The organism is Paenibacillus sp. F024, from assembly GCF_057814255.1.
The window spans coordinates 69,578-90,128 of sequence record NZ_JBVASZ010000015.1; the positions used below are offsets into that span (position 1 = coordinate 69,578).

At 53.3% G+C, this 20,551-nt stretch carries 22 protein-coding genes and 2 tRNA genes; 6 read left to right on the top strand and 18 right to left on the bottom strand.

From position 1 onward, the window contains the following. Positions 1–331: 331 nt before the first annotated feature. Positions 332–532: a YqzE family protein gene (locus ACZYR9_RS16515; protein WP_488979589.1), complete on the bottom strand. Its 201-nt coding sequence runs from the start codon at positions 530–532 to the stop codon at positions 332–334. Positions 533–669: 137 nt separating this feature from the next. Further along, on the bottom strand, positions 670–2,382 hold the full coding sequence (gene argS / locus ACZYR9_RS16520) for an arginine--tRNA ligase (RefSeq protein WP_488979590.1): 1,713 nt from the start codon (positions 2,380–2,382) through the stop codon (positions 670–672). 291 nt (positions 2,383–2,673) lie between these two features. Between argS and ACZYR9_RS16525 the strand changes: the two genes are divergently transcribed. Continuing rightward, on the top strand, positions 2,674–3,114 hold the full coding sequence (locus tag ACZYR9_RS16525; protein ID WP_488979591.1) for an Hsp20/alpha crystallin family protein: 441 nt from the start codon (positions 2,674–2,676) through the stop codon (positions 3,112–3,114). A 46-nt stretch (positions 3,115–3,160) separates the two neighbouring features. On the opposite strand, the gene ACZYR9_RS16530 is transcribed toward ACZYR9_RS16525, so the two are convergent. The 8 genes from ACZYR9_RS16530 to ACZYR9_RS16565 all read right to left on the bottom strand — a co-directional run bounded on the left by ACZYR9_RS16530 (position 3,161) and on the right by ACZYR9_RS16565 (position 6,909). Further along, positions 3,161–3,646 (bottom strand): GNAT family N-acetyltransferase, encoded by a 486-nt coding sequence (locus ACZYR9_RS16530; protein WP_488979592.1) that lies wholly within the window; start codon positions 3,644–3,646, stop codon positions 3,161–3,163. Positions 3,647–3,957: 311 nt separating this feature from the next. Further along, a tRNA-Leu gene (locus tag ACZYR9_RS16535) sits at positions 3,958–4,041 on the bottom strand. A 24-nt stretch (positions 4,042–4,065) separates the two neighbouring features. Continuing rightward, positions 4,066–4,150 (bottom strand) — tRNA-Leu (locus tag ACZYR9_RS16540). 318 nt (positions 4,151–4,468) lie between these two features. Further along, a complete protein-coding gene (locus ACZYR9_RS16545; protein ID WP_488979593.1) occupies positions 4,469–4,687 on the bottom strand; it encodes a hypothetical protein in 219 nt (72 codons plus the stop codon). 73 nt (positions 4,688–4,760) lie between these two features. Continuing rightward, positions 4,761–5,480 carry an adenosylcobinamide amidohydrolase gene (locus tag ACZYR9_RS16550; protein WP_488979594.1) on the bottom strand — a complete coding sequence of 240 codons (720 nt, stop codon included), beginning with the start codon at positions 5,478–5,480 and terminating at the stop codon, positions 4,761–4,763. Beyond that, complete coding sequence (locus ACZYR9_RS16555; protein WP_488979595.1) at positions 5,480–5,707, bottom strand: hypothetical protein; 228 nt, start codon at positions 5,705–5,707, stop codon at positions 5,480–5,482. The genes ACZYR9_RS16550 and ACZYR9_RS16555 overlap by 1 nt, the downstream gene beginning before the upstream one ends. Positions 5,708–5,864: 157 nt before the next feature. Then, entirely contained in the window at positions 5,865–6,188 is a 324-nt protein-coding gene (locus tag ACZYR9_RS16560) for a hypothetical protein (protein ID WP_488979596.1), read from the bottom strand. A gap of 151 nt (positions 6,189–6,339) precedes the next feature. Further along, positions 6,340–6,909, bottom strand: coding sequence for a xanthine phosphoribosyltransferase (locus ACZYR9_RS16565; protein ID WP_488979597.1), 570 nt, complete (start codon positions 6,907–6,909; stop codon positions 6,340–6,342). A 308-nt stretch (positions 6,910–7,217) separates the two neighbouring features. On the opposite strand from ACZYR9_RS16565, the gene ACZYR9_RS16570 reads away from it, so the two are divergent. After that, positions 7,218–7,943 (top strand): DUF4309 domain-containing protein, encoded by a 726-nt coding sequence (locus tag ACZYR9_RS16570; RefSeq protein ID WP_488979598.1) that lies wholly within the window; start codon positions 7,218–7,220, stop codon positions 7,941–7,943. Between the two features lie 115 nt (positions 7,944–8,058). Here the strand turns inward: ACZYR9_RS16570 and ACZYR9_RS16575 are convergent, their stop codons facing one another. Continuing rightward, positions 8,059–8,673, bottom strand: coding sequence for a DedA family protein (locus tag ACZYR9_RS16575; protein WP_488979599.1), 615 nt, complete (start codon positions 8,671–8,673; stop codon positions 8,059–8,061). Between the two features lie 184 nt (positions 8,674–8,857). Between ACZYR9_RS16575 and ACZYR9_RS16580 the strand changes: the two genes are divergently transcribed. Next, positions 8,858–9,904 carry a YkvI family membrane protein gene (locus ACZYR9_RS16580; protein WP_488979600.1) on the top strand — a complete coding sequence of 349 codons (1,047 nt, stop codon included), beginning with the start codon at positions 8,858–8,860 and terminating at the stop codon, positions 9,902–9,904. Here ACZYR9_RS16580 and ACZYR9_RS16585 read toward each other — a convergent pair. Together ACZYR9_RS16585 and ACZYR9_RS16590 are read right to left on the bottom strand one after the other, a co-directional pair. Beyond that, positions 9,830–10,282, bottom strand: coding sequence for a hypothetical protein (locus tag ACZYR9_RS16585; protein ID WP_488979601.1), 453 nt, complete (start codon positions 10,280–10,282; stop codon positions 9,830–9,832). The two genes, ACZYR9_RS16580 and ACZYR9_RS16585, sit on opposite strands and share 75 nt — an antisense overlap. 33 nt (positions 10,283–10,315) lie before the next feature. Next, a complete protein-coding gene (locus ACZYR9_RS16590) occupies positions 10,316–10,609 on the bottom strand; it encodes a hypothetical protein (protein ID WP_488979602.1) in 294 nt (97 codons plus the stop codon). Between the two features lie 105 nt (positions 10,610–10,714). On the opposite strand from ACZYR9_RS16590, the gene ACZYR9_RS16595 reads away from it, so the two are divergent. Continuing rightward, positions 10,715–11,476, top strand: coding sequence for a glucose 1-dehydrogenase (locus ACZYR9_RS16595; protein ID WP_488979603.1), 762 nt, complete (start codon positions 10,715–10,717; stop codon positions 11,474–11,476). Between the two features lie 35 nt (positions 11,477–11,511). Then, positions 11,512–12,432, top strand: a complete 921-nt coding sequence (locus ACZYR9_RS16600) for an EamA family transporter (RefSeq protein WP_488979604.1) — start codon at positions 11,512–11,514, stop codon at positions 12,430–12,432. Between the two features lie 47 nt (positions 12,433–12,479). On the opposite strand, the gene ACZYR9_RS16605 is transcribed toward ACZYR9_RS16600, so the two are convergent. From ACZYR9_RS16605 to ACZYR9_RS16615, 3 genes are read right to left on the bottom strand one after another with little or no spacing between them, the layout of a single operon-like run. Further along, the gene (locus tag ACZYR9_RS16605; protein WP_488979605.1) at positions 12,480–15,659 is read right to left on the bottom strand and encodes an AAA family ATPase; all 3,180 of its coding nucleotides are present in this window, start codon (positions 15,657–15,659) and stop codon (positions 12,480–12,482) included. Beyond that, positions 15,656–16,942, bottom strand: coding sequence for a metallophosphoesterase family protein (locus ACZYR9_RS16610; protein ID WP_488979606.1), 1,287 nt, complete (start codon positions 16,940–16,942; stop codon positions 15,656–15,658). Before ACZYR9_RS16610 ends, ACZYR9_RS16605 begins: the two co-directional genes overlap by 4 nt. 26 nt (positions 16,943–16,968) lie before the next feature. Continuing rightward, entirely contained in the window at positions 16,969–18,099 is a 1,131-nt protein-coding gene (locus tag ACZYR9_RS16615) for a glycosyltransferase family 4 protein (RefSeq protein ID WP_488979607.1), read from the bottom strand. A gap of 168 nt (positions 18,100–18,267) precedes the next feature. On the opposite strand from ACZYR9_RS16615, the gene ACZYR9_RS16620 reads away from it, so the two are divergent. Beyond that, a complete protein-coding gene (locus tag ACZYR9_RS16620; RefSeq protein WP_488979608.1) occupies positions 18,268–19,410 on the top strand; it encodes a GGDEF domain-containing protein in 1,143 nt (380 codons plus the stop codon). A gap of 131 nt (positions 19,411–19,541) precedes the next feature. Here ACZYR9_RS16620 and ACZYR9_RS16625 read toward each other — a convergent pair whose 3' ends face one another. After that, positions 19,542–19,748: a helix-turn-helix transcriptional regulator gene (locus tag ACZYR9_RS16625; RefSeq protein WP_488979609.1), complete on the bottom strand. Its 207-nt coding sequence runs from the start codon at positions 19,746–19,748 to the stop codon at positions 19,542–19,544. A 175-nt stretch (positions 19,749–19,923) separates the two neighbouring features. Further along, on the bottom strand, positions 19,924–20,541 hold the full coding sequence (locus tag ACZYR9_RS16630; protein WP_488979610.1) for a rhomboid family intramembrane serine protease: 618 nt from the start codon (positions 20,539–20,541) through the stop codon (positions 19,924–19,926). Positions 20,542–20,551: the final 10 nt, after the last annotated feature.

Here is a 20,551-nt window from a genome sequence, read left to right on the forward strand (position 1 = left end):
CAAGGGCGGCATGACATTTGTGGTATCGCCGCCAAGGAGCTAAGAAGCTTTTCCTTTTTTTATATATAGACCCATTTGATCCAGTAAACAAGCATGAGCAGTGTCGCGGACAAGGCAGGAGGTTAGTGACAAAGGTCATTATACCGACGATTTATAAAGCGATTTAATTTACAATATTACTGACCCCGATGGGGACCCTCGATGCCGTTGCGATTAAAGCTCCCGGTAATAAGGGATCCGTCACTTGCCATGCAAGTATTGGTAGAATTGAACGTAAAACAAACCTCTCAGGCCCTGAGAGGTTCGCAAGTGGCTGCTTTTATGTCTTGATCTATTTAGTCCCGCGTTTTCGCCGCAGCGGCTCCGTCCACATGCGCAGGACAAAAGGGAGCATGCCGAACCAGCGGTACTGCCACGGTTCTCTGCCTACCTTTTTGTCGGCACGGACCTGCTTACGCACCTCTTTAGGGGTGTCCATGTATTTTACGACCTGCTGCGTAACATATTTGACCAGTTCATCACTCTTTACCAAGGTTCGATCAGCCTCCTTCCTGTAGTATAGGCAAGCTGCGGCTGCGGCAAACATGCAGCGGTTTAACGAATTGTAATGCAAAAAACCCGTCGGCCAAGACTGCCAATGCAGTCCCGGAGGACGGGGTTTTGATTCGTTTATATTTTCTCCGGCGCTTGCAGTCCAATCAAGGAAAGGCCGTTCTTTAATGTAATGCTTACACAGCGCACCAGGTCCAGGCGAGCCTGGCGAAGCTCTGCGTCTTCTACCTTCAGAATTGGACATTCGTGGTAGAAATGGTTGAATCTTTGCGCCAAGTCCACCAAATACCGGCTGATAATGGACGGCTCCAACCGATCCACGGCCTGCTGGATCCGCTCCTTGAACAGGTACAGCTCCCTCAATACAGCTTGGGCTTCCGCATTCGTCAGATGTGCCGCGGCTCCTGTACTTGAACCGGAGGCTGCGCCGTTTTCTGCCGCTTTTCTCAGCACGCTGCATGCCCGCGCATGCGTGTACTGCACGTAAGGACCGGTTTCGCCTTCAAAGTTAAGCGCCTCATCCCAGGAAAACACGATATCTTTAATCCGGTTGTTGCTGAGGTCATTGAAAATAATAGCGCCTACGCCAACCTCACGTGCCACCTCATCTTTGTTTTCCATATTCGGGTTCTTCTCGTCGATGATTTCGCGTGTTTTCTCAATCGCCTTGGTCAGAAGATCCTCCAAATTAATTACATTGCCTTTGCGGGTCGAGAGCTTGGCTCCCTCTAGGCTCACTTTGCCGAAAGGCACGTGAACAAGCCGGCTTGCCCAGTCATAGCCCATCAGCTCGATCACCTTGAACCACTGCTTGAAGTGAAGACTTTGCCCGGCATCCGTAACATAGATCGCCTTATCGAAGTCATAGGTGTTTTTACGATAAATCGCCGCTGTAACGTCGCGCGTATGATACAGCGTGCCGCCGTCTTTCTTTACCATTAACGCAGGAGGCATATTATAGTCTTCCAATCGGACCAAGAGAGCCCCGTCGTCTTCCTCGAGCAGCTGCTTTGCTTTCAGCTCGTCAAGTACGGCCGCCATCTTGTCGTTGTAGAAGCTCTCGCCCGCATAAGAATCAAACGTTACGCCGAGCAAGTCGTACATTTTCTGAAATTCCTTCAAGCTGATGTCCACGAACCAGCGCCACAGCTTCAGCGCCTCTTCGTCTCCCTGCTCCAGTTTAACGAACCATCCGCGCGCCTCATCCTCCAGCTCCGGTTTGACGTCCGCCTCATCGTGGAACTTCACATACAGCCTCTGCAGCTCGCCTATACCGTCCGCTTCAACAGCGTTTTGGTTGCCCCAAAGCTTATACGCGACGATCAGTTTGCCGAACTGCGTTCCCCAATCGCCCAAGTGATTCACACCAACGCTGTTGTAGCCCATGAATTTGAATATGCGGTAAAGCGCATTGCCGATCACCGTTGAGCGCAAATGGCCGATGTGAAAGGTCTTGGCAATATTGGGCGAAGAGAAGTCGATGACGATGCTGCGTCCTTGCCCGATATCCTGCGAACCGTATTGACCGCCTTGGGTCAGCACCTCATTTACAACCTGCGAAGCGAACTGCTCCGCATCCAGGTATACGTTAAAATACCCCGAAACCGCATCAATGCGGGTAACGGAAGCATGTCCGCTCCATCCTGCTTTTAGTTCCTCTGCAATCGCCTGAGGCGCCTTTCTCAGCTGCTTGCTAAGCTTAAAGCACGGCAGCGATAAATCTCCCATTTGCGGATTGGGCGGGTATTCGATAAGCTCCGACAGCGTTTCCGGAGATACGCCCTCGAGCCTGTCGGCCAGCTGTTCCGCAAGCCATTGTTTATAATTCATGACAAGTCATGCTCCTTTCATACCGTTGAACGCTGCGGCAATTCCATTGCACCCCCTGATGCAACAAAGCACCCCTTAAGGGGTGCCTCCATTCGGGGCATTATGCGAAAATTGCCAGCCTTTGCATACCTTCCATTATATCGACCCGCAAAATGCGAGTCAAGCGTGTATATAGACAAATCAGGTGCGTTCATTGTCATAACTTGCCTTATCATAATCCGCATATTAAGCCTTTTTTTGCTCACAATGATATCGTAAAGCTCATGATAAAAAAACAGGAGGAATCATCCTATGGCATTAGTTCCATTTGAGCCCTTCCGGCGAATCGACCATTTAAAAAAAGAAATGGACAAATTTTTTAACGAGGGACTGCCTGCCGCATTCGGATTTAACCAGGAATTCGGCGCACCGCGGATTGACGTTCACGAAACGGAAAACGAGGTGATCGCGCACTGTGAAATAGCCGGCCTGGACAAAAAAGAAGACGTAGACATTCATGTCGAGCCTCAAATGTTAACCATTACCGGGACGATTAACCGATTCGATGAAGTAAAGGAAGAGCAGTTTCACCGCAAGGAACGCTTCACCGGACGCTTTAACCGGTCTATCGCTTTGCCCGCAGAGGTAACGGAGGAAGGAACCACGGCATCATACAGGAACGGCATACTCGAAGTCCGGATGCCCAAAGCGCCGAAGCAAACGCATCGCCGGATCGACGTACAGTTTCACTAATGCCAAAGCGGACCCCGGTACCTTGACCGGAGTCCGTTTTCTTGCGCTACAGCATCTTTTGCATCAGCACCACATCCAGGAGACGGCCGAATTTATAGCCGACTTCGCGCATGGTGCCTACCGTATCAAATCCGAACAAACGATGAATATGGATGCTGCTGTCGTTGTCTCCAACAATACGGGAGAGCACCGTATGCAGTCCGGCTGCTCTTCCTTCCGCCAATACAGCCTCCAGCATCGTCTTGCCAAGCCCCTGCCCGCGGAATCCGTCCCGAATGTATAAAGAAAGCTCTGCCGTCCGCGCATAGGCGAGCCTGTCCGAATACCGGTTCAGCGACGCCCAGCCGATAATCTGCCCCTTGTCCTCAGCTACAATGACCGGGTAAGACGGCCCGTGCTGCTCATACCACTGCTCCTGCTGTTCCATCGTTCGGGGTACCGTATCAAAGGTAGCCACCGTCTGAAGAACCGCGTCGTTGTAAATTTCCAGAATCGCTGGAAGATCCGCTGTAACTGCGTGCCTGATGTTCATATGTAGCGTTCTTTACCCCTTGCTGCACGATTTGCGGCAGTGTGGTATCCTCTGCACAAATCTTTTTTCTTCTATTATACTCGAATTTCGCTATGAATGAAGCAGAGAGTTTCCTCGTCTTAACCCTCCTCGCTTTTTAGCACCTGTTTGCCTTTCATCTTTAAAATCATAGGAATGATCAGCCATAACGCGGCAGCCAGCAGAAAGACGAAATTCTACAGCGGGCTTACAAGGCTTCTTTTTTAGGGGTTTAAAAAAATCAAGGGTTTGAACCCCGGAGGCTCAAACCCTTGATTTTTCATTTCTTTGGATGCGGACGAGAGGACTCGAACCTCCACGGCTGTTACACCACTAGAACCTGAATCTAGCGCGTCTGCCAATTCCGCCACGACCGCATGACATCCTGAATGATAAGGCAATGCGGTCAAGAGGACTCGAACCTCCACGGGGGGTTAGCCCACACGGACCTGAACCGTGCGCGTCTGCCAATTCCGCCATGACCGCATGTTTGACGTTGATAATACGCTGTTAATACGTTTTATCACCGCTTAAAGCTCGTTGCGCCGTATACTGCTTTTTATCGAACAATCAACGAAATACCGAAATTTCGCGCCTCGATAATTACTCCTTCTGTAACGGACAAAGAGTAATATAGCACGAATTTATATCGGATGTCAACGTCAATACGCTTAAAATATCGCTAGCCCCGACAGCGGACGGCAAAGCATCTTTGGCGTTATCGTTGGAAATACAGCTTACGGCTATGCGGAAATATGGCGATGTGACAGCTGCCCTCTATTTTGTTACGTTGTTTTGCTGGACTTACCCTTCCCTGTAAGCGCGCAGAGCCAGCTGTGCCCAAGCTTTAAGCTCTTCTTGCGTCTGCTGGCGGGGAGCTTCAAACAAATGAGTCGCTTGGCCGGGCCTCGTCAAATCCCTCATAAGAACGTCACCCTCGACTCCTTCCGGGCATGTTCGGACCCTCAGAAGATAATGCTCCTCCAAAAGGATAGGCTCCTCTACCTCCCTGTTTGGCTGCATTGGCTCTCACTCCTTGGAACGCTTCTGTTCTGCATAAGCTAAGATTCCCTAAGCGCAGCCTCCTCATACGCCGTTAGTTCCGATGCAGGTAACGCTCCGCAGAATGCTTTGTCGCCTCGTAAACCGTCCGGCCGACGGCATGACCTAAGACTGTGGCCGTACCCGCATACCGGTAGGAAGTTCCGCGCTGAGTGGCCGCAATCAGCACGGCGTCCGTTGTTGTGCCTGTGGCCGTCCTATCGCTTCCTTCCAGCCGGATATTCAAATCCTGGAGTGCCGCGGTCTTTGCTTCTGTAGCTGTAATCACCGTATTTACAAAAGCGGCATCCGTCAACTCGGCCTCTATGGCCACAATGATATTAATCGTTCCCGCTCCCGAAAACAAGGCGACCGGGTCACGCTCCATTCCTGCTCTCGCCTTGTTGCTCAAGCCTGCGGTAACCCAAGCGCATACGACGGTTCCATGCTCCAATGTACGGCATTCAAAGCCATAATCACGCAAATCCGCTGCCGTCATTAAAGCTGCTGTTCCTTCCGTTGGAATTCCATTGGCCGATAAGAATCCGTTCATCTCCAGCAAAGGGTTTTCAGCATGATAATGCTTGGACACCTGTCGGTTCATCAATCGTCGGGACCTACCGAAGCCCTCTCCCCACATAGAAGAGTTCAAGGTACGCAGAGGCATCTTGCTTTCCACAACGAAGAAGCTCTCCGCCCCGCGCCAAGCCGAGCCAAAACGAAAACCTTGCATCGGAACGGATGTATAGTGCAAATCCCGGCTTACTTCGGTCATTATTCTTCCTCCACCGTGAACAAGGAAAGCCTTGGCTCGGAAAACAGTTGATAGTGGTAGCGCCTGTCCAGCTTGACCAAACGACGGTTCGGTTTGCGAATCATTACCGTTTTGTCGTCCCAGGCGACCACAATGCCTTTTACATCGTTTGCACTGTCCGCATCGCGGACCACTCTGAGCAGGGTATTCTCTAATCGATAGGTATCGAGCTGTTCATCGGAAATCATGGATAACCCTCCTTTTATATAAGAATACACCATTTAGGGGATGCAATAAACCTGGGCAACGATGCAGCATGAAGGAGAAAGGCGCAAAAAAAGAACCTGTGCCGCCATTGGATAACGGTCAGGTTCTTATCTATGCTGCATTATGATCAATCGATAATTAACCGACATGCTCTCTGGAGTCGTTGGTTTCAAACCAATAGTCGAGCACTTTGCTGGACATAACCCGCTTGTTGATATAATCGACCTGCTGCTGTGAGAATTGCTCTTCCCATCCAATCTGGAGTTCGTTGCAAAGCTTAACGATCGTCAACAGCTCAGACCAAGCCACATACCGTTTGTACCAAAAAAATTGAGGATGCTCAATCATATAGGGATACAGATCGTCAAAATCCGTATGTTTACAATCAAGGGCACGTTCGAAGTGTACTTTCGCCTCACTTAATTTGGTTACGAAAAAATCGGACGGAATTTCTTTCCCCATGCAAGTAGCACCTCCCCAAGTTAGTCAGTTGCATAAGAACTGGCTTAAAGCGATATTCATCAATACGCTTACTGATTATTATATAGTAAAATGCTCTTGGAGGGAAGGCTTTCTGTTCGAGTCGAGATCATAGCAGATATTTCTAAAGCGGTTATTCGAATTGAATCTCCCCGTTAGACAGCGACGATATCTTCACCAAAGACTCCACACGAATGCCGGATTCGCGGATAGTCCGGCCGCCGGCCTGAAAGGATTTCTCAACAGCAATTCCGACCCCCACCAGTGCAGCTCCGGAATGCTGGATAATGCGGATGAGTCCTCGCGCCGCGTCCCCGTTGGCAATAAAATCGTCTATGAGCACAATCCGGTCATTTTCATTTAAAAATTCTTTAGACACCATAATATCTGTCACAAAGCCTTTAGTAAACGACGGCACGCGCTCGCAGTACGTTTCCGTATCCGTATTCAGCGTTTTCTTCCTCCGTGCAAATACGAGCGGCACGTTCAATTCTTGTGCAGCCGCAAACGCGATCGGAATGCCGGACGATTCGATCGTCACTATCTTCGTCACACCCTCTTCCCGAAACAACCGGGCGAACTCTTGTCCCATCGCAGTCGTCAGAACCGGATCGACCGCATGATTCAGGATGGCGTCCAGCTTAATAACCTCATCGGATAAAACAACGCCCACTTCTCTTATTTTTTGCTTCAATTTTTCCATTTCTCCACGCCTCCGTCTCTAAACCTCTATTTGGATAACTTATCATAACGGTAATCTAGGTTTCAAGTATCATCTTTTAGTGATTTGCATAAATTTATGCAACTTTTTGGATTGCTCCTTCGTCTATAAGGTTATACAAGGAAGAAAGATGGTCTGGCAGAACGAAAATGAAGCTTTGAAAATGCTAACGATTGTTTTTTATGCAATTCGGCCGGATTTGAGGTTTTTTGATCTTTGTGAAGCCGACAATGAAAGAGTATGATTAGTAAGGCTGAATGGTGTAATGTTACACGGAAAGGAAGTTCGTGATGAATAAAAAGCTAAGTTTCATCGGATTCTTGTCCGTTATGATAGTGATTGCGCTAATGACTGCAGGATGCAAAAAGGATCAAGCAGGACCGGACGAGACCCCGAAAGGAAACGGACAAGAGTCCGTCGTCTCTGTTACACCGACACCGGGTGATGAAGATTTGTTACCACAGACAGCACCTGGGACTGACCCGTCTGCAGGCGCTCCGCCGGTCTTGTCACCACCTGAAGCTGCCAGCGAGCAAGTCGCTCTGGCCAGTGCAGATAACGACAACAAGGTAGAGAACGGCAGTCCAAAAGCCGGAAACGGTACCAAGCATAAGATACATATCGAATCGCCCTACACGGTGGCCAATCCGACGCTCCTCGGCTTCATGCTGAAGATAAGCCCCGAGGAAGTGGTGAGCAGAATCGGTCAGCCAAAAGAGCAGTTCGTCATGGAGGAAGATGCCGATCCGATGACCGTATATGACTATACCGACTTCCTGCTGGGCTTCAATAGCAAGAACGAATTGCACTTTATCGATGTCAGAAGCGCAGATGTCAATCCCGGCCTGGGCGGCCTGAAGCTGGGAGATCCCGTGGCCAACGCGACTAAAGCGCTCGGCAAGCCGGATGTGAACACCAGCTATGTGCTTACTTATAAAGCTAACGGCGCCATGCTGAAGCTGGACATTGATCCCAAAACGCAAACGGTGAATTCCATCAAATTATTTGCGGAATAATTCGGAGTTCTTTTTAAAGATACGTGAAATGAAAAATGATTTATTATTAAGAATAGCCCGTGCGGTTGAATGACCGTGCGGGCTATTTTTGCGGATATCCATAGATGTACGGAACTTATTTTGAACCGTACAGCGCCCTCCTGCGGTGCCTCCAATAGAAATAGCCGCCAATACAAACGACAATAATAACAATGATTACAGGCAACCCCAAATAATGATGCGCCGCCTCCAGGATTTGCGGTGCGTTCCTACCGATGACATGTCCGAGCGTTAGGAAAGAAGTGACCCAGATCAGCCCGCCGGTCCCCGCAAAAAGCAGGTAACGCCAAATCCCAACATTACTGACCCCTGCCCAATAACAGGTAAAATGGCGAACACCGGGCACGTAATATCCGAAGGCAACGGCCCACATGCCGTATTTTTTGAACCAAATTTCCGCCGTATTCAGCCGTTCAGGCGTTAACTTGACCCATTTTCCATATTTGTAAAGGAAAGGCTTTCCAACCGTTCTTCCCAGAATGTAGCTTACAATCATCCCCGTCATCGCTCCACAGAAGCTGACCACGAGGGTAACGCCAAAGGACAGCAGCGGCTCGTCGGCTGCGGTAAGCGAACCGACCGTCGTCATTAATATTTCATCGGGAACGGGAATACCGACGATTCCCAGTGCCAATAAACCGTACAGAGCAAAATAACCATAGTGATCAATTAATTGTAAAAGATGCTCCACCTTGACACGCTCCAGCGCAAAAATTGTCGAATCCCATGCTAGTCTACCTTATTGTATCAGATGACAAGCATTTACCCAAGAAGAACCTTCCGTATCGTCCCCTGACAATAAAAAGTCATGAGGCTTGACCGGTTTTCATACGTTATATAGTAGCCAAGCCGTTGAAGGGGGTTAAACACACAACATGAGAAAATGGGGAAGCATCCTGCAGGTCAGCTTTACCTATGTCGGCACCGTTGTCGGTGCAGGATTTGCCACCGGGCAGGAAATCGTGCAGTTTTTTACCCGTTACGGCTGGATGGCGACACTGACCATCGGGATCACGAGCCTCCTGTTCGTATGGCTCGGGATCAAGCTGATGCTGTTTGCAAACGTTGTAGGAGCCAAATCATACGAGGATTTGAACAAGCTACTTTTTGGAGAACGCATCGGAAGCCTGGTCAGCCTCTTCACCTTGATTTCTTTGTTTGGCGTATCCACCGTTATGCTCGCCGGGGCCGGCTCCGTCTTTTCCGAGCATCTGAATTTGCCGTACCAAACCGGATTATTGTTTACACTGCTTCTGTCCTATGTTCTTTTGATCAAGGGAATGGACGCCATTATGGCCGTTAACTCCATCGTTGTACCGCTAATGGTGATATTCAGCTGCTTCGTGGTGTGGAACGCAGTGAACACGCCGGGGTCGGCCAACTGGCTGCTGCTGGATACCGGCTACTCTACGCAGCGTATTTGGTTTGCTCCTTTTTTGTACGCAGCCTTTAATTTGACCATGGCCCAAGCGGTATTAGTCCCTCTTGGCGCTCAAATCCATGACCGTACCATATTGTTTTGGGGCGGATTATGGGGCGGGATCAGCATCGGCCTAATGTTGATTGCAGGACATTTCGCCCTCTCCTCGCAGATGCCGGGTATCATGAGCTACGATATTCCTATGGGGCAGCTGATCCATGGTCTGGGCTCGCTTCTTCCCCTCTTGTTTGTACTTATCATATACGGGGAAATTTTCACTACCTTTCTCGCCGATGTTTACGGTCTATGCCTTCAAATCGAACAACGGATACGCTTATCCTACAAGACGATCGTTCCTGTCGTTCTTCTTCTCAGCTATGGGGTCAGCCAGATTGGCTTTAAAGCGCTGATCTCATCGCTTTATCCTTTACTCGGCATGTTCAGCATGGCCTGGATGGTCATGATGATGTGGCGCAAGGCTCCTCCGATCCGTCCGCACTAACGATAATGTCAGCGCCAAACGGACGACCAGCATCAGCATTCCGGACAGGGTGAATACGAATCCGCACAGCAGGTATGCAAAATGGTACGGCGGGTATTGATCCGCATCCCGCAGTACGGCGATCAGATCCGTGAACAAAAACATACTGCCGATCATAAACAAAACAAGCAGCGCATAATCGAAATAAGTCCATTTCAACAATTGCGGGGCGCTCTCTTGGAGCCAGCCGGAGGGGGGCTTCGGAGGTTCGGTTTCTTTCCCGTCTTGCTGCCCCTTTTGGACCCGTGCTCCGGCATACACCGACCAGGCCAGCAGTACGGCCGAGCCCGTTACGGCAAGTCCCAACGCACCGCCGAGCAGGGCTAGCAGCGTCATCATAGTTGCAACACCTCGCGTGTAAGTTATCGGGTACTAAAAGGTATAGCGGCTCAACTCATAGGTCATCCACACAAACAGAGCAAACAGCACCGCAGGAAGAATGACGACGGAAGCTTTTAAGCTGCCTCCGGGAACGGGCGCTTCACGCCACAGTAGTCCCCAGGGCCTCCAAGCGGGTCCGGGTGAAGAAAGCGCTCTCTCTGCGTCTGCCGGGAAGGCAGGAAGCTGATTTTTGGCTGTGATGGTTTTCCGCTTTCGTCCGTCACGGTACGTCATTTCACGGGAGGCTCGCTGCGGCTTTGGCTGTTCAGGCTGTTCAGGGTTCATGAACTGGACCTCCCATCGATCTTCAGGTTAATCTTGTACTACCCCTATAGTATTCGATATACTCAAAAAAAAGCAATGGTTTGTAACCAATCAGGAGGTAGGTTCATGCGTAAGGTAGCAGCCGTTACAGGCGGAGCGCAGGGAATCGGTAAAGCGGTTGCCCTTGAATTTTTCAAAGCCGGTTATGAGATTACCGTAGCGGACGCGGATCAGGAGGCAGGGGCTGAGCTCGTCGCGGAAATTCGCGAGCTGGGCGGCAACGCTCTGTTTGTTCCCGTCGATGTATCCAAGGAAGCGGATATTGAGCATTGGTTTAAGGTCGTGCTTGAAGAGCTTGGCCGTGTGGATGTGCTTGTCAACAACGCGGGGATCGGCATCGGCGGATCCATGCTGGACCTGCCGCTGTCGTCTTTCGATCGCGTGCTCGGTATCAATTTGCGCGGAGCGTTCTCATGCTCGCAGCATGCCGCCCGAGCCATGAAGCATCAGGGCTCCGGTGTTATTCTTAATATGGCCTCTACCCGCGGGCTCATGTCGGAAGCCGATACGGAAAGCTACGCTGCCTCCAAGGGCGGCTTGTTGGCTCTCACCCATGCCATGGCCGTCAGCCTGGGCCCTTATGGGATCCGCGTGAACGCGATTAGTCCCGGGTGGATCGAAGTCGGCGATTGGCAGAAAGCGTCGAAACGTCAGAAGCCGGTTCATTCCGAACGAGACCGGCTGCAGCACCCGGTAGGACGCGTCGGTACGCCGCAAGACATCGCTGCCGCATGCTTATATTTGGCCGACGACCGGGCCGGCTTTATTACCGGACAGAACCTTGTTATCGACGGGGGGATGACGGTTAAAATGATTTATGAAGAATAACCAGCTTATCCGGTTGACAACGGGGAGATTACATCATGTGGTTCGTATTTGCAGCCGCCTCGGCCTTCTGCTTCGGGCTGAGAGGCATTTTGTATCAATGGACCTCGCAGCGGCCGATCCATCGTGATCTGCTGCTGTTCGGCGTTTTTCTGACCGGCGCCCTGATCGTACTGTCCGCCAGCCTAATGACAGGACAAGCCTGGACCAAGCCCGTATGGATCGGAGTGCTTATGGGGCTGTTTTCTTTTTCCTCCAACGCCGCGATGTATAGAGGCTTCGCCGTCGGAAAAACATCGCTTGTGGCCATGCTTACCGGCCTTCCTTCCGTTGTGGTCGTGGTGCTGGCTTATGTATTCTGGGGCGAAAAACCGAACGGCTGGCAGTCGGTTTCATTTCTGGTTATCGTCGCGGGGATCGTTTTGCTCCGTTATTCTAACGATCTGTCTTTAAAAAATCTGCAGGGCGCCCAATGGGGAGGGCTCGCCATGCTGTTCTTCGCATTGAACGATCTTACCGGAAAGCAATCCACCCTGCTTGAAGCGGCCCCACTGCCGACGCTCACGCTAATGTTCGCGACCGGCGCAAGCTTGTTCGGGTCCGTAGGGCTGATCAATGCCAGGCGTCAGGCTGCCGCAGGGCTTCTCCGTGCCGTGCAGGAAGCCGCCGCTTCCGCGGAAATGGCGGGCGGTTCCGATGCTTCAGCAATGCAGTGGTCATCAGGCAAAACCTTGCTGTGGGGTATGGTGGTCGGCTGCACGAACGCCTTTGGCATGATGCTTCTCCTGCAGGCGTTCAAGCTGGGAGTGACCGGACTTGTTTCCGCCGTCGTATCGATGAGCGTCGCAATGGTCCTGCTGTATGCCCGTTTCGTGCTCAAAGAAAAATTCAGCCGCCTCGAAATGGGCGGCTTGTTATGTGCATTGGCAGGCATGATTCTTATGAGAATATCTGCCTAAAAGGTGTTTTGCAGACCCGTTGTAACGGGCGAAGGCAAAGCTATCGTTTAAGGGATAAGACGGCTGACGGATTCCGCCGGGAACCGGGATTCATAAGCCTCTACCACATGCCTGTGGCAGGTAAACAGCAGCAGCTGATGCCGCTGCGAAACGGAGCGCAGCAGCTCCAGCCCGTATCCCAGTCGCTCATCGTCGAAATTGACGAACAAATCATCGATGACAAGCGGCAGACGAACGCCGGATGCCGCGTACTCGTCCGCAAGAGCGAAACGGATGCATAAATACATTTGCTCTGCCGTTCCCCGGCTTAAATGAACCGTATCCAGCTGTTCCCCGTTTTCTTTCTCCGCAAGCACACGCTGCTCTCCCAGCGGGGCAATCATCCGGACATAGCGTCCGGCGGTCACACGTTCAAAGTAAACTGAGGCTCTCTGCATGACAGAGGGCTGTTTTTCGTGCTCGTACATTTTCTTCGTCCTTACAAACAGCGAGCTGCACATCGCATGAACGGCCCAGCGCCTGATTAAGCGCTGCAGCTCGGCACGGCGCTCCTCGACCATCTGAAGCTTGTCCGCATGATCTCCCCCTAAGATCAGCCGTTCAAGCTCATACCGTCGACGGGTCTTTTCCTCCCGAACATTCTCCAGCAGCCCTCGGCTTGACTCAAGGTTCTCCAACAGTGCCCTCAGTGCTTCTTCCAAATCGGCGGTATGCCGCTGCTCCAGCTCTTCATGCAGCCGATTCAGCTGATCTTCGCCAACCAAGGTCCTGAGCGCAAGCTCTTCCTGGCTTAGCCCGGCGAGCAGCTCCAACCGCCGGCGGTATTCCAGATAGCGCCGGCGGAGCGCTTCCTCTCCTTCGGCCTCCCCCGCCTCGAGCAGCTCCAGCCGGCGGGCTTCGCAACGCTGCAGCTGCTGCTGCAAAATCGCTGCCTGCTGCTGCAGTTCAGCAAGCTGCCTACGGCCTTGCTCCAGCTGCTGCAGCCGGGCAAGCTCGCGGTCGCGGGCAGCCTGCCACGCCCTCAGCGCCGGCCCCGGCTCGCGCCCGGCCGCCTCGCCGAGCAGCGCCGCCGTCTCCGCGGCGAATTCCGCGGCTGTGCGCCTGAGCGCCTCGCAGCGCGCAGCCTGCCGGCGCAGCCGCTGGAGCTGCTGGAGCGCCTGCTCCGCCAGCTGCAGCAGCTCCAGCGCCGCTTCGGCGCTCGCAGCCGCCGGCAGCGCGTGCTCCGCCAGCCAGGCGTGCCAGCGCTGGCGCAGCGGCTCGCCCGCCCGGGCGTGGCGTTCGCGCTGCGCGCGAAGCGCCAGCAGCCGCTCGCCGGCGGCCACGCGCGTGGCAAGCTGCGCCTGCCGCGTGCGAAGCTGCTGCTCGATGGCATCGAGCCAAGGCTCGATGCCATCGGGCTGCAGCGGCAGAGCGGCTTGCGCCGGCCCCTGGGGGCTGCGCCAGTCGGCAGGCTCGACGGCGGCAGCCAACTCCGCCGCAGCGCCGCCGGTCTCCGCGAGACGCCGCAGCTGCCGCAGCTCCGAGGCCAGCGCCGCTTCGAGCGCGGCCGCCTGCGCCGGGGCATCCGTGCCCGAACCGCCCGCATAGGGGCGGCGCTGGCGGGACTCGCCCTTCGCAGCTGATCGGCGGCGAGCTAAGGTCCAACCCACGCTAACGCCAAACAATATTATAAAAGTAACCCCTGCAGCCACAAGCTCCTGCAGGATGGCCAGAGCTCCTGGAAGCAGCAGGGTCAGTGTATATATCCCGTATAAAGGGACACCGGAAGCCCCTCCTCCGGAGCCCGTTCGCTGATATTGCTCCAAATCACGCTCCCGCTGCTCCGCATACTGAATTTCCCGCAGCGCATCCTTCCAGTCGGCCAGCAGCCGCCGGGCCGATTTGATGCGATCCAGCCCTTCGCGGACAGCTTCTTCATCCGAAGCGTAAAACGGCTCGTCGTCAGACAACCGTCCTTCGGATTCGCTGAGCTCCAGCCGGATCCGTTCCATCTCAGCCACAAGCAGCGCTTCCTCCTGCCGCCAAACGCGCCACTCCTCCCGGAAGGCGGACGCCTGCTCCCGCAGCATGACGGTCGACGGAAGCCCGTCCACATGCTCTGCCGTCCACTGCGGATCAATCCGCCGCAGCAGCAGCGCAAGCTCCAGACCAAGCTGTTCTTCTTCCGCCTCCGCCTCGGCAAGCAGCCGCTTCGCCTCTTCATAGGCGGGACGGCGCTCAAGCAGATCTTCAAGCTCGGTTTGCCGCTCCAGAACGTTCTTGTCCAAGCTCTCCTGTGACTCCAAAGCCTCCACAGCTTGCTCCAGCTCGGACTGCGCCAGCTCCAGACGGTCGAGCTCCGTCATAAGCCGCTCCCGTTCGGCTAAGATCGCGTCAAGCCGACTCACCGCGTCCTCGGGAAAATGCTCCAAGCCCTCCGGAAGCGCGCTGAGTTCCTGCTGGAGCTCCTTGGCGCGAACCCAATGGGGTCTCGCCCGTATGCTGCGCTCCAGCCAGTCTGCCTGCTTCGCCTGCTCCCTGTGCAGAGCCTCCAGCCTTTCCTGCTCGGCGGCCAGCTTCCCGGCTTCCGCTTCCAATGCATTATACCGTTCCGCCTGTACCCTGCTTTCGGCAAGCTCCGATTCCGCCGCATCCAGCTCCTGCAAGGCGCGATTCATCAGCGGTGTGCGGCCGCGCGGCCGATACAGCTGCTCCTGCTCTTGAACGAGCTTTCGCTCGGCCGCGCGCAGCTCCGATCCGCTGGCGCCCAGGCCTGCGCTGTACAAAAAGCTGCTGATCTCATCGCTTTGCAGTGTCCCCAGCTCCTGCAGCTCCGTCAAACCAAACGCAAACAAGCTGCGAAACAGCTCCGGCGTAATGCCGCCAAGCAGAGCCGTCAGCTCCGGTTCTCCGCCCACGGTCCCATCCGGGAAAATCACGCGGACACTGCCTGCCGCCGGAGTTCTCCCGCGTCCCCCCTGGGGGCTGTCCCATCGCTCCACACGAATGCGCCGGCCCTGCTCGTCCAGGAGCGTAATCGCCCCGCCCTGGCCGCCTCCCTGCCTGGGGGTGTAGCGGTCCGCCGCGCCTCTGGCTCCAAAGCCGAACAAGACGGCGCGAATGAAGTTCATCACCGTGCTTTTGCCCGCTTCATTGGGCCCGTAAAGAAGCGATACCGGGCCCTCAAAGGATAAACTCAAGTCCCGGATCGCTCCGAAAGCCCCGATGTCCAGCCGTTCGATTCTCATTCGCTCCACCTCGTTTCCGCACTGCCGGCCAGCATGTCGATCGCAAGCTCCTCAGCCTCATTCAGCCATTGCCTAAGCTCCTCTTCGCTGAATTCCGCCAGCAAAGCGGCAAGACGGGGCTGTGCCGACAGCGGTGCCAGCGCTTCGGCCGCAAACACGGCCAGCTGCGCGGGATCCGTACCGGACGCTTTGGCAAGCCGCAGCAAATCCCCGAGAAAGCCCGGCCGGTCTTCAAGATCCGTACGGTCCAGTGCTGCGCCGGTCCGGTCTTCTACCGACTCCACCCAAACGGAATGTCCGCCCCCCGACAGAATATCCTTAAGAGCCGTTCTGAGACCGGCCAGCGCTCCGCTGCGTCTAAGCACGTCATGCATCGGCCCCCGGCCCGTCAGCAGGAGCCTCAAAATCACGGCCCGGCCTTCAGCCGCCTCGGCGGCAGTCCATACGGCTTCCTCCAGCGCTTCCAAGAGCTGCTGTTCCGTCTCCAAGCCGTCAATGGCGATTTCCGTCGCCTGCCATCTCACATCATCCAGCGGATGAAACGCAAGCTCCGTTTCCCCGGAGGCCGAGACATCGACCAGATAGCAGCCCCGGGGCCCGGTCTCCCGAATATGACGGCCCTGCAAGCTGCCCGGGTATACAACCCACGGCTTCTCGTGCAGTATGCGCCGCGTATGAATATGTCCCAGCGCCCAATAATCGACTCCTCGTACAAGAAGGTCGCTCAGACGGCACGGCGCATAATTATCATGCCTCGCGTCGCCGTCCACATTGGTATGCAGCAGACCGATATGATACAAATCGTCGCCCCATCCGCGGAAGCCCGGCGTCAAATTGTCCGTCACCGCCGCCCGGCCAAAGGAAATGCCCGAGATTCTTGCCAAGGCTTCCCCGTCCGCCGCTCTGACGAGTCCGCTTTCCACCTCGTTTGCGCCGAACACTTTGACCTCCTCCGGCCATGTAAGCTTCGCGCTGTAGCCGTCGTGCAGAGGATCGTGATTTCCATGTATGACAAAGGCGGGTATCCGATGACCCGCCAGCGTTTCCAAAGCTTGCCGGAACCGCAGCTGCGCCCGCAGCGAACGGTCCTTGGCATCATATATATCGCCGCTGAACACAACGAAATCGGCCCTCTGACTGACAGCCAGGTCCGTGAGCCTTCGAAGCGCCGTGAAGCTCGCTTCCTTCACCCGTTCCCTCAATGCTTCGGGAAGACCGGCCAAACCGCGAAACGGGCTGTCCAAGTGCAAATCCGCAGCGTGAATAAAACGAAAAGACCTCATGCTCCTCCCGACCTTTCCCCAGTATTCTAATTGTCTTTACGGTAGCTTCGGTACACACCGCGAAGCTGCTGAACAATCCGTGTCATTGAATACGATTTGAGCGCCTTCTCCAGCGCTACTCTGGACAGCTGATAGCGGTACATCGGATCGCCGGCCACTTTCTCCAGCGCCCCCGCAAGCGCAGACACATCGTCAACAGGTACAAGCAAGCCGTTAACCCCATGCTCAATCTGCTCGGCAATTCCTCCAACCTGCGTCCCTACAACGGCGAGTCCGCAAAGCGCCGCCTCGGCGAACACCGACCCGAAAGCTTCCGCGCGTGAAGGCAGCACAAACACATCAAAAAACGGCATAAAATCTTCCGGATGAAGCATGTATCCGTAAAAAATCGTATCGTTATAGATGTCCAGCTTTTGCGCAAGCTCTTCCAGCTCCGGTCGAATCGGACCGTCTCCAATCAAATGAAGCACGAACGGCTGGCCTTTGCGTTTGAGCTCCGCGCAAGCGTAAAGCAGCGTATCCAGCCCCTTGGCCGGAACCAGTCGGCAGACGCTGATCAGCTGAGGCACTTGGTTTTCATGATGCACCGGGCGAAACCTTTTCTCATCGAAGCCGTTGGGGATCACCCCGATTTTCTCGGGCTCCTGCACGTAATCGGCCAAATACTGCTTAAACGAGTTGGATACGGTGATCAACTGATCCGCCTTTTCCTCAAGCTCCCTATAGATCGAGGTAAGAAACCGGTGCTCAGGACCGTCCTCACTGATTTTTCCGTTCAGCTTCAGCTCCCGCTCATAGCTGGAGTGGATCGTCATAATGAGCGGCGTATCCGGAAAAAGCCGTTTCATCACCAGACCCGCGATCGGATGATGGGCATGTATCAAATCATAAGAAGATTTGATGCGAAGCTTGGTCCACCAGATATAATCCTTCATCGTCTGTATGTATTTATCAACTACCGGATTTCCGGCATACGATTCCCAGTCAAACGTAGTGAAACGAATCTCTTCGGCACCTTTGCCGCGCACCCGCTTCGGTAAGGAAAACAACTCCATTTCCCACCCCCGCCTATTAAAGCGCTCGAGCATAAAAGGAACCATGGAGGAAACCCCGCCGGGCTGCTCCGGGGGAAAAAACAAGGCTTGCAGTATACGCATTAGCTACCTCCGGCAATTCCCATAGTTGTTGCGGGCGAGCCCGCATCTCATTCCATCTTAATCCTATCAGGTATGCAAAAGGACTACAAGACTTCCCTTATCGAATGTATGTTTGGTATAATGGGACAAATGAAGTTCCCGCTGGATGACGGAGGCCTGCCACTTTTCATGAACAACTTCACGTTATCGGATCTGTTTTTCGGACCCTCGGGTCCGATTTTCCTGCATTCCATGCTGATCGTCATCATCGTGATGACGCTGCTCGTATCGATACGTTTGTCGATCACCCGGCGCAAAGTCGGATATTTCTCCATGGTCGCGGCGCTTTGCATCTTTCTCGTGCAGCACGGGCAGTTAATCCGGTACGCGCTTACCCCCGGTATGAACGATGTACAGACCTTTATTGCGCTTTTGCTCAAAGTACTCGCCTTTGTCCTGATGAATATCGGAATGTATCAGCTGTATAATCCCACACGCAAAAGGGACCTTGCCGTCTTCTTCCTGTTCGGAATAGCGACCGCCGCGGCCTCGCTGACCTATTGGTATGCTCCCGTTTGGCTTCAAAGCAGCGAGGAGCATCTAATGCTTCTGCGTCCGCTCGGTATGGAGCTGTACTTGTTTATACTTATTTTTATAAGCTTTTTACTGGTCAACCCGAGAATCGGTCAAAATGGAAAATTCCAGCTGATGCTTACCGTTTATTTTGTCATGCATACCGTACATATGGCTAATCTTTATCTCTTTAACGGAAATCAGCAAGCGCTGGAGCTGTTGGAACGCATCGTCCCTTTTGCTTTTCATATCGTGCTGTTTCTCTTTATCTTCGAACGTGTCATCGAGCTGATGCAAGCGATGTATACATCGTCCATTACCGACGGACTAACCCAGCTGTATAACCGCAAATATTTTGAAAAACGGGTAAAGCAGTACGTGCAGCAGCGTATTCCTGTAGCCGTCCTTTTCTGCGATATTGATAATTTCAAAAAGCTGAACGATACGAAGGGTCATCAGATGGGAGATCTCGCCTTAAAACAAATCTCCAAAATCGTGAAGGAAGAAACAGCGGAGGCCGGCATTTGCGGGCGTTACGGCGGCGAGGAAATCGTCGTGCTGATCACAGACCCCGATACGGAGGCTCAAAGCTTCGCGGAAAGGATCCGTTCAAGGGTAGAATCGGAAACAAGCGTTACCGTCAGCATAGGCTTCAGCCACTATGCGAAAGGGGTTACAGCGGAGGAACTGATCAAGCAGGCGGATGAAGCGATGTACCAAGCCAAAACGACCGGTAAAAATAAAGTCGCCGGTTTTTGAGCTCTTTGAACGCAGCAATGGCAGTCCGGTAATAGAAATATGCCGGACTTCCGTTATTTTCATCGGCAGTGTCGGGATATTACCGACATAGAGCCTCCATTTTCGCTGATCGGCATCTGTTCGAACCAGGTTTATTCTATGTTAAACAATTCCTCGATCGGCTGGTCCAGCAGCTCGCTTAGCTTCTTGGCGGTGCCGGGCCCGACAGGTTTGACCGAACGCTCCAGCAGGCTGATATACGCATAGCTTAAGCCCGATAATTTGGCCAGCTCACGCTGTGTCATCCCTTTGAAAATCCGCGCTCTGATGATGGCGTTCGTTTTGGCTTTAATTTTCATTTTCAGCCCCCCAAACTTTAACAAACCTGTTATCTATTATACCATTCAAATTTACATTTGCAACAAATAGAATTCACTGTTGTTTATTTTTATCCTTTTCATTACACAGGAAAAAGCGCCGGGGGAACAGGTGTGACGTTCACCTCCGACGCAGGTATTTGCATTTGCCGCGCTCTTAATATGATCTTCGGTTTCTTCTTTTGATGAAGAGAACGATCAGCCCCATGGTAGCCAATCCCCCGAGAAAGCCGCCCAGATGGGCATAGATATCAATATTGGGGACAACGAAGGAGTAAATAAAGCCGACTCCGATAATGGTAAGCACGATTTGTTTGGTTTGATGGTCGATAATATCTTTTCGGAACATCGCTAAATATAAATAGGCGGCATAAATCCCGTAAATAGCGCCCGAAGCCCCTGCCGAGACAAAATAGTCCCGATGAAACCAAGCGCTGAAGAGATTGCCGGCCAAGCCGCACACCAGATAAAACAGCACATATCTCCATTTGCCCAGGATCCGCTCCAAAGGCGGTGCGAACACATACAAAGCAAAGCAATTAAAGAGCAGATGGGCAAATCCGATATGCAAAAACATCGCCGTAACATACCGCCAAGCTTCCGGTTTCAGATTCGGCAGGTCAAACAAGGCTCCGAATTGAATCAATGTAACGGTATCCTGGGATGAGCCAAACCATTCCATCAGACCCAACAGAATCATGTGAATGCAAATCAAAACCGCTGTAACGGGATACCACTTGAAATATTGCTTTAAACTCTCTGTCCGGCTGAACACCGTATCCTCA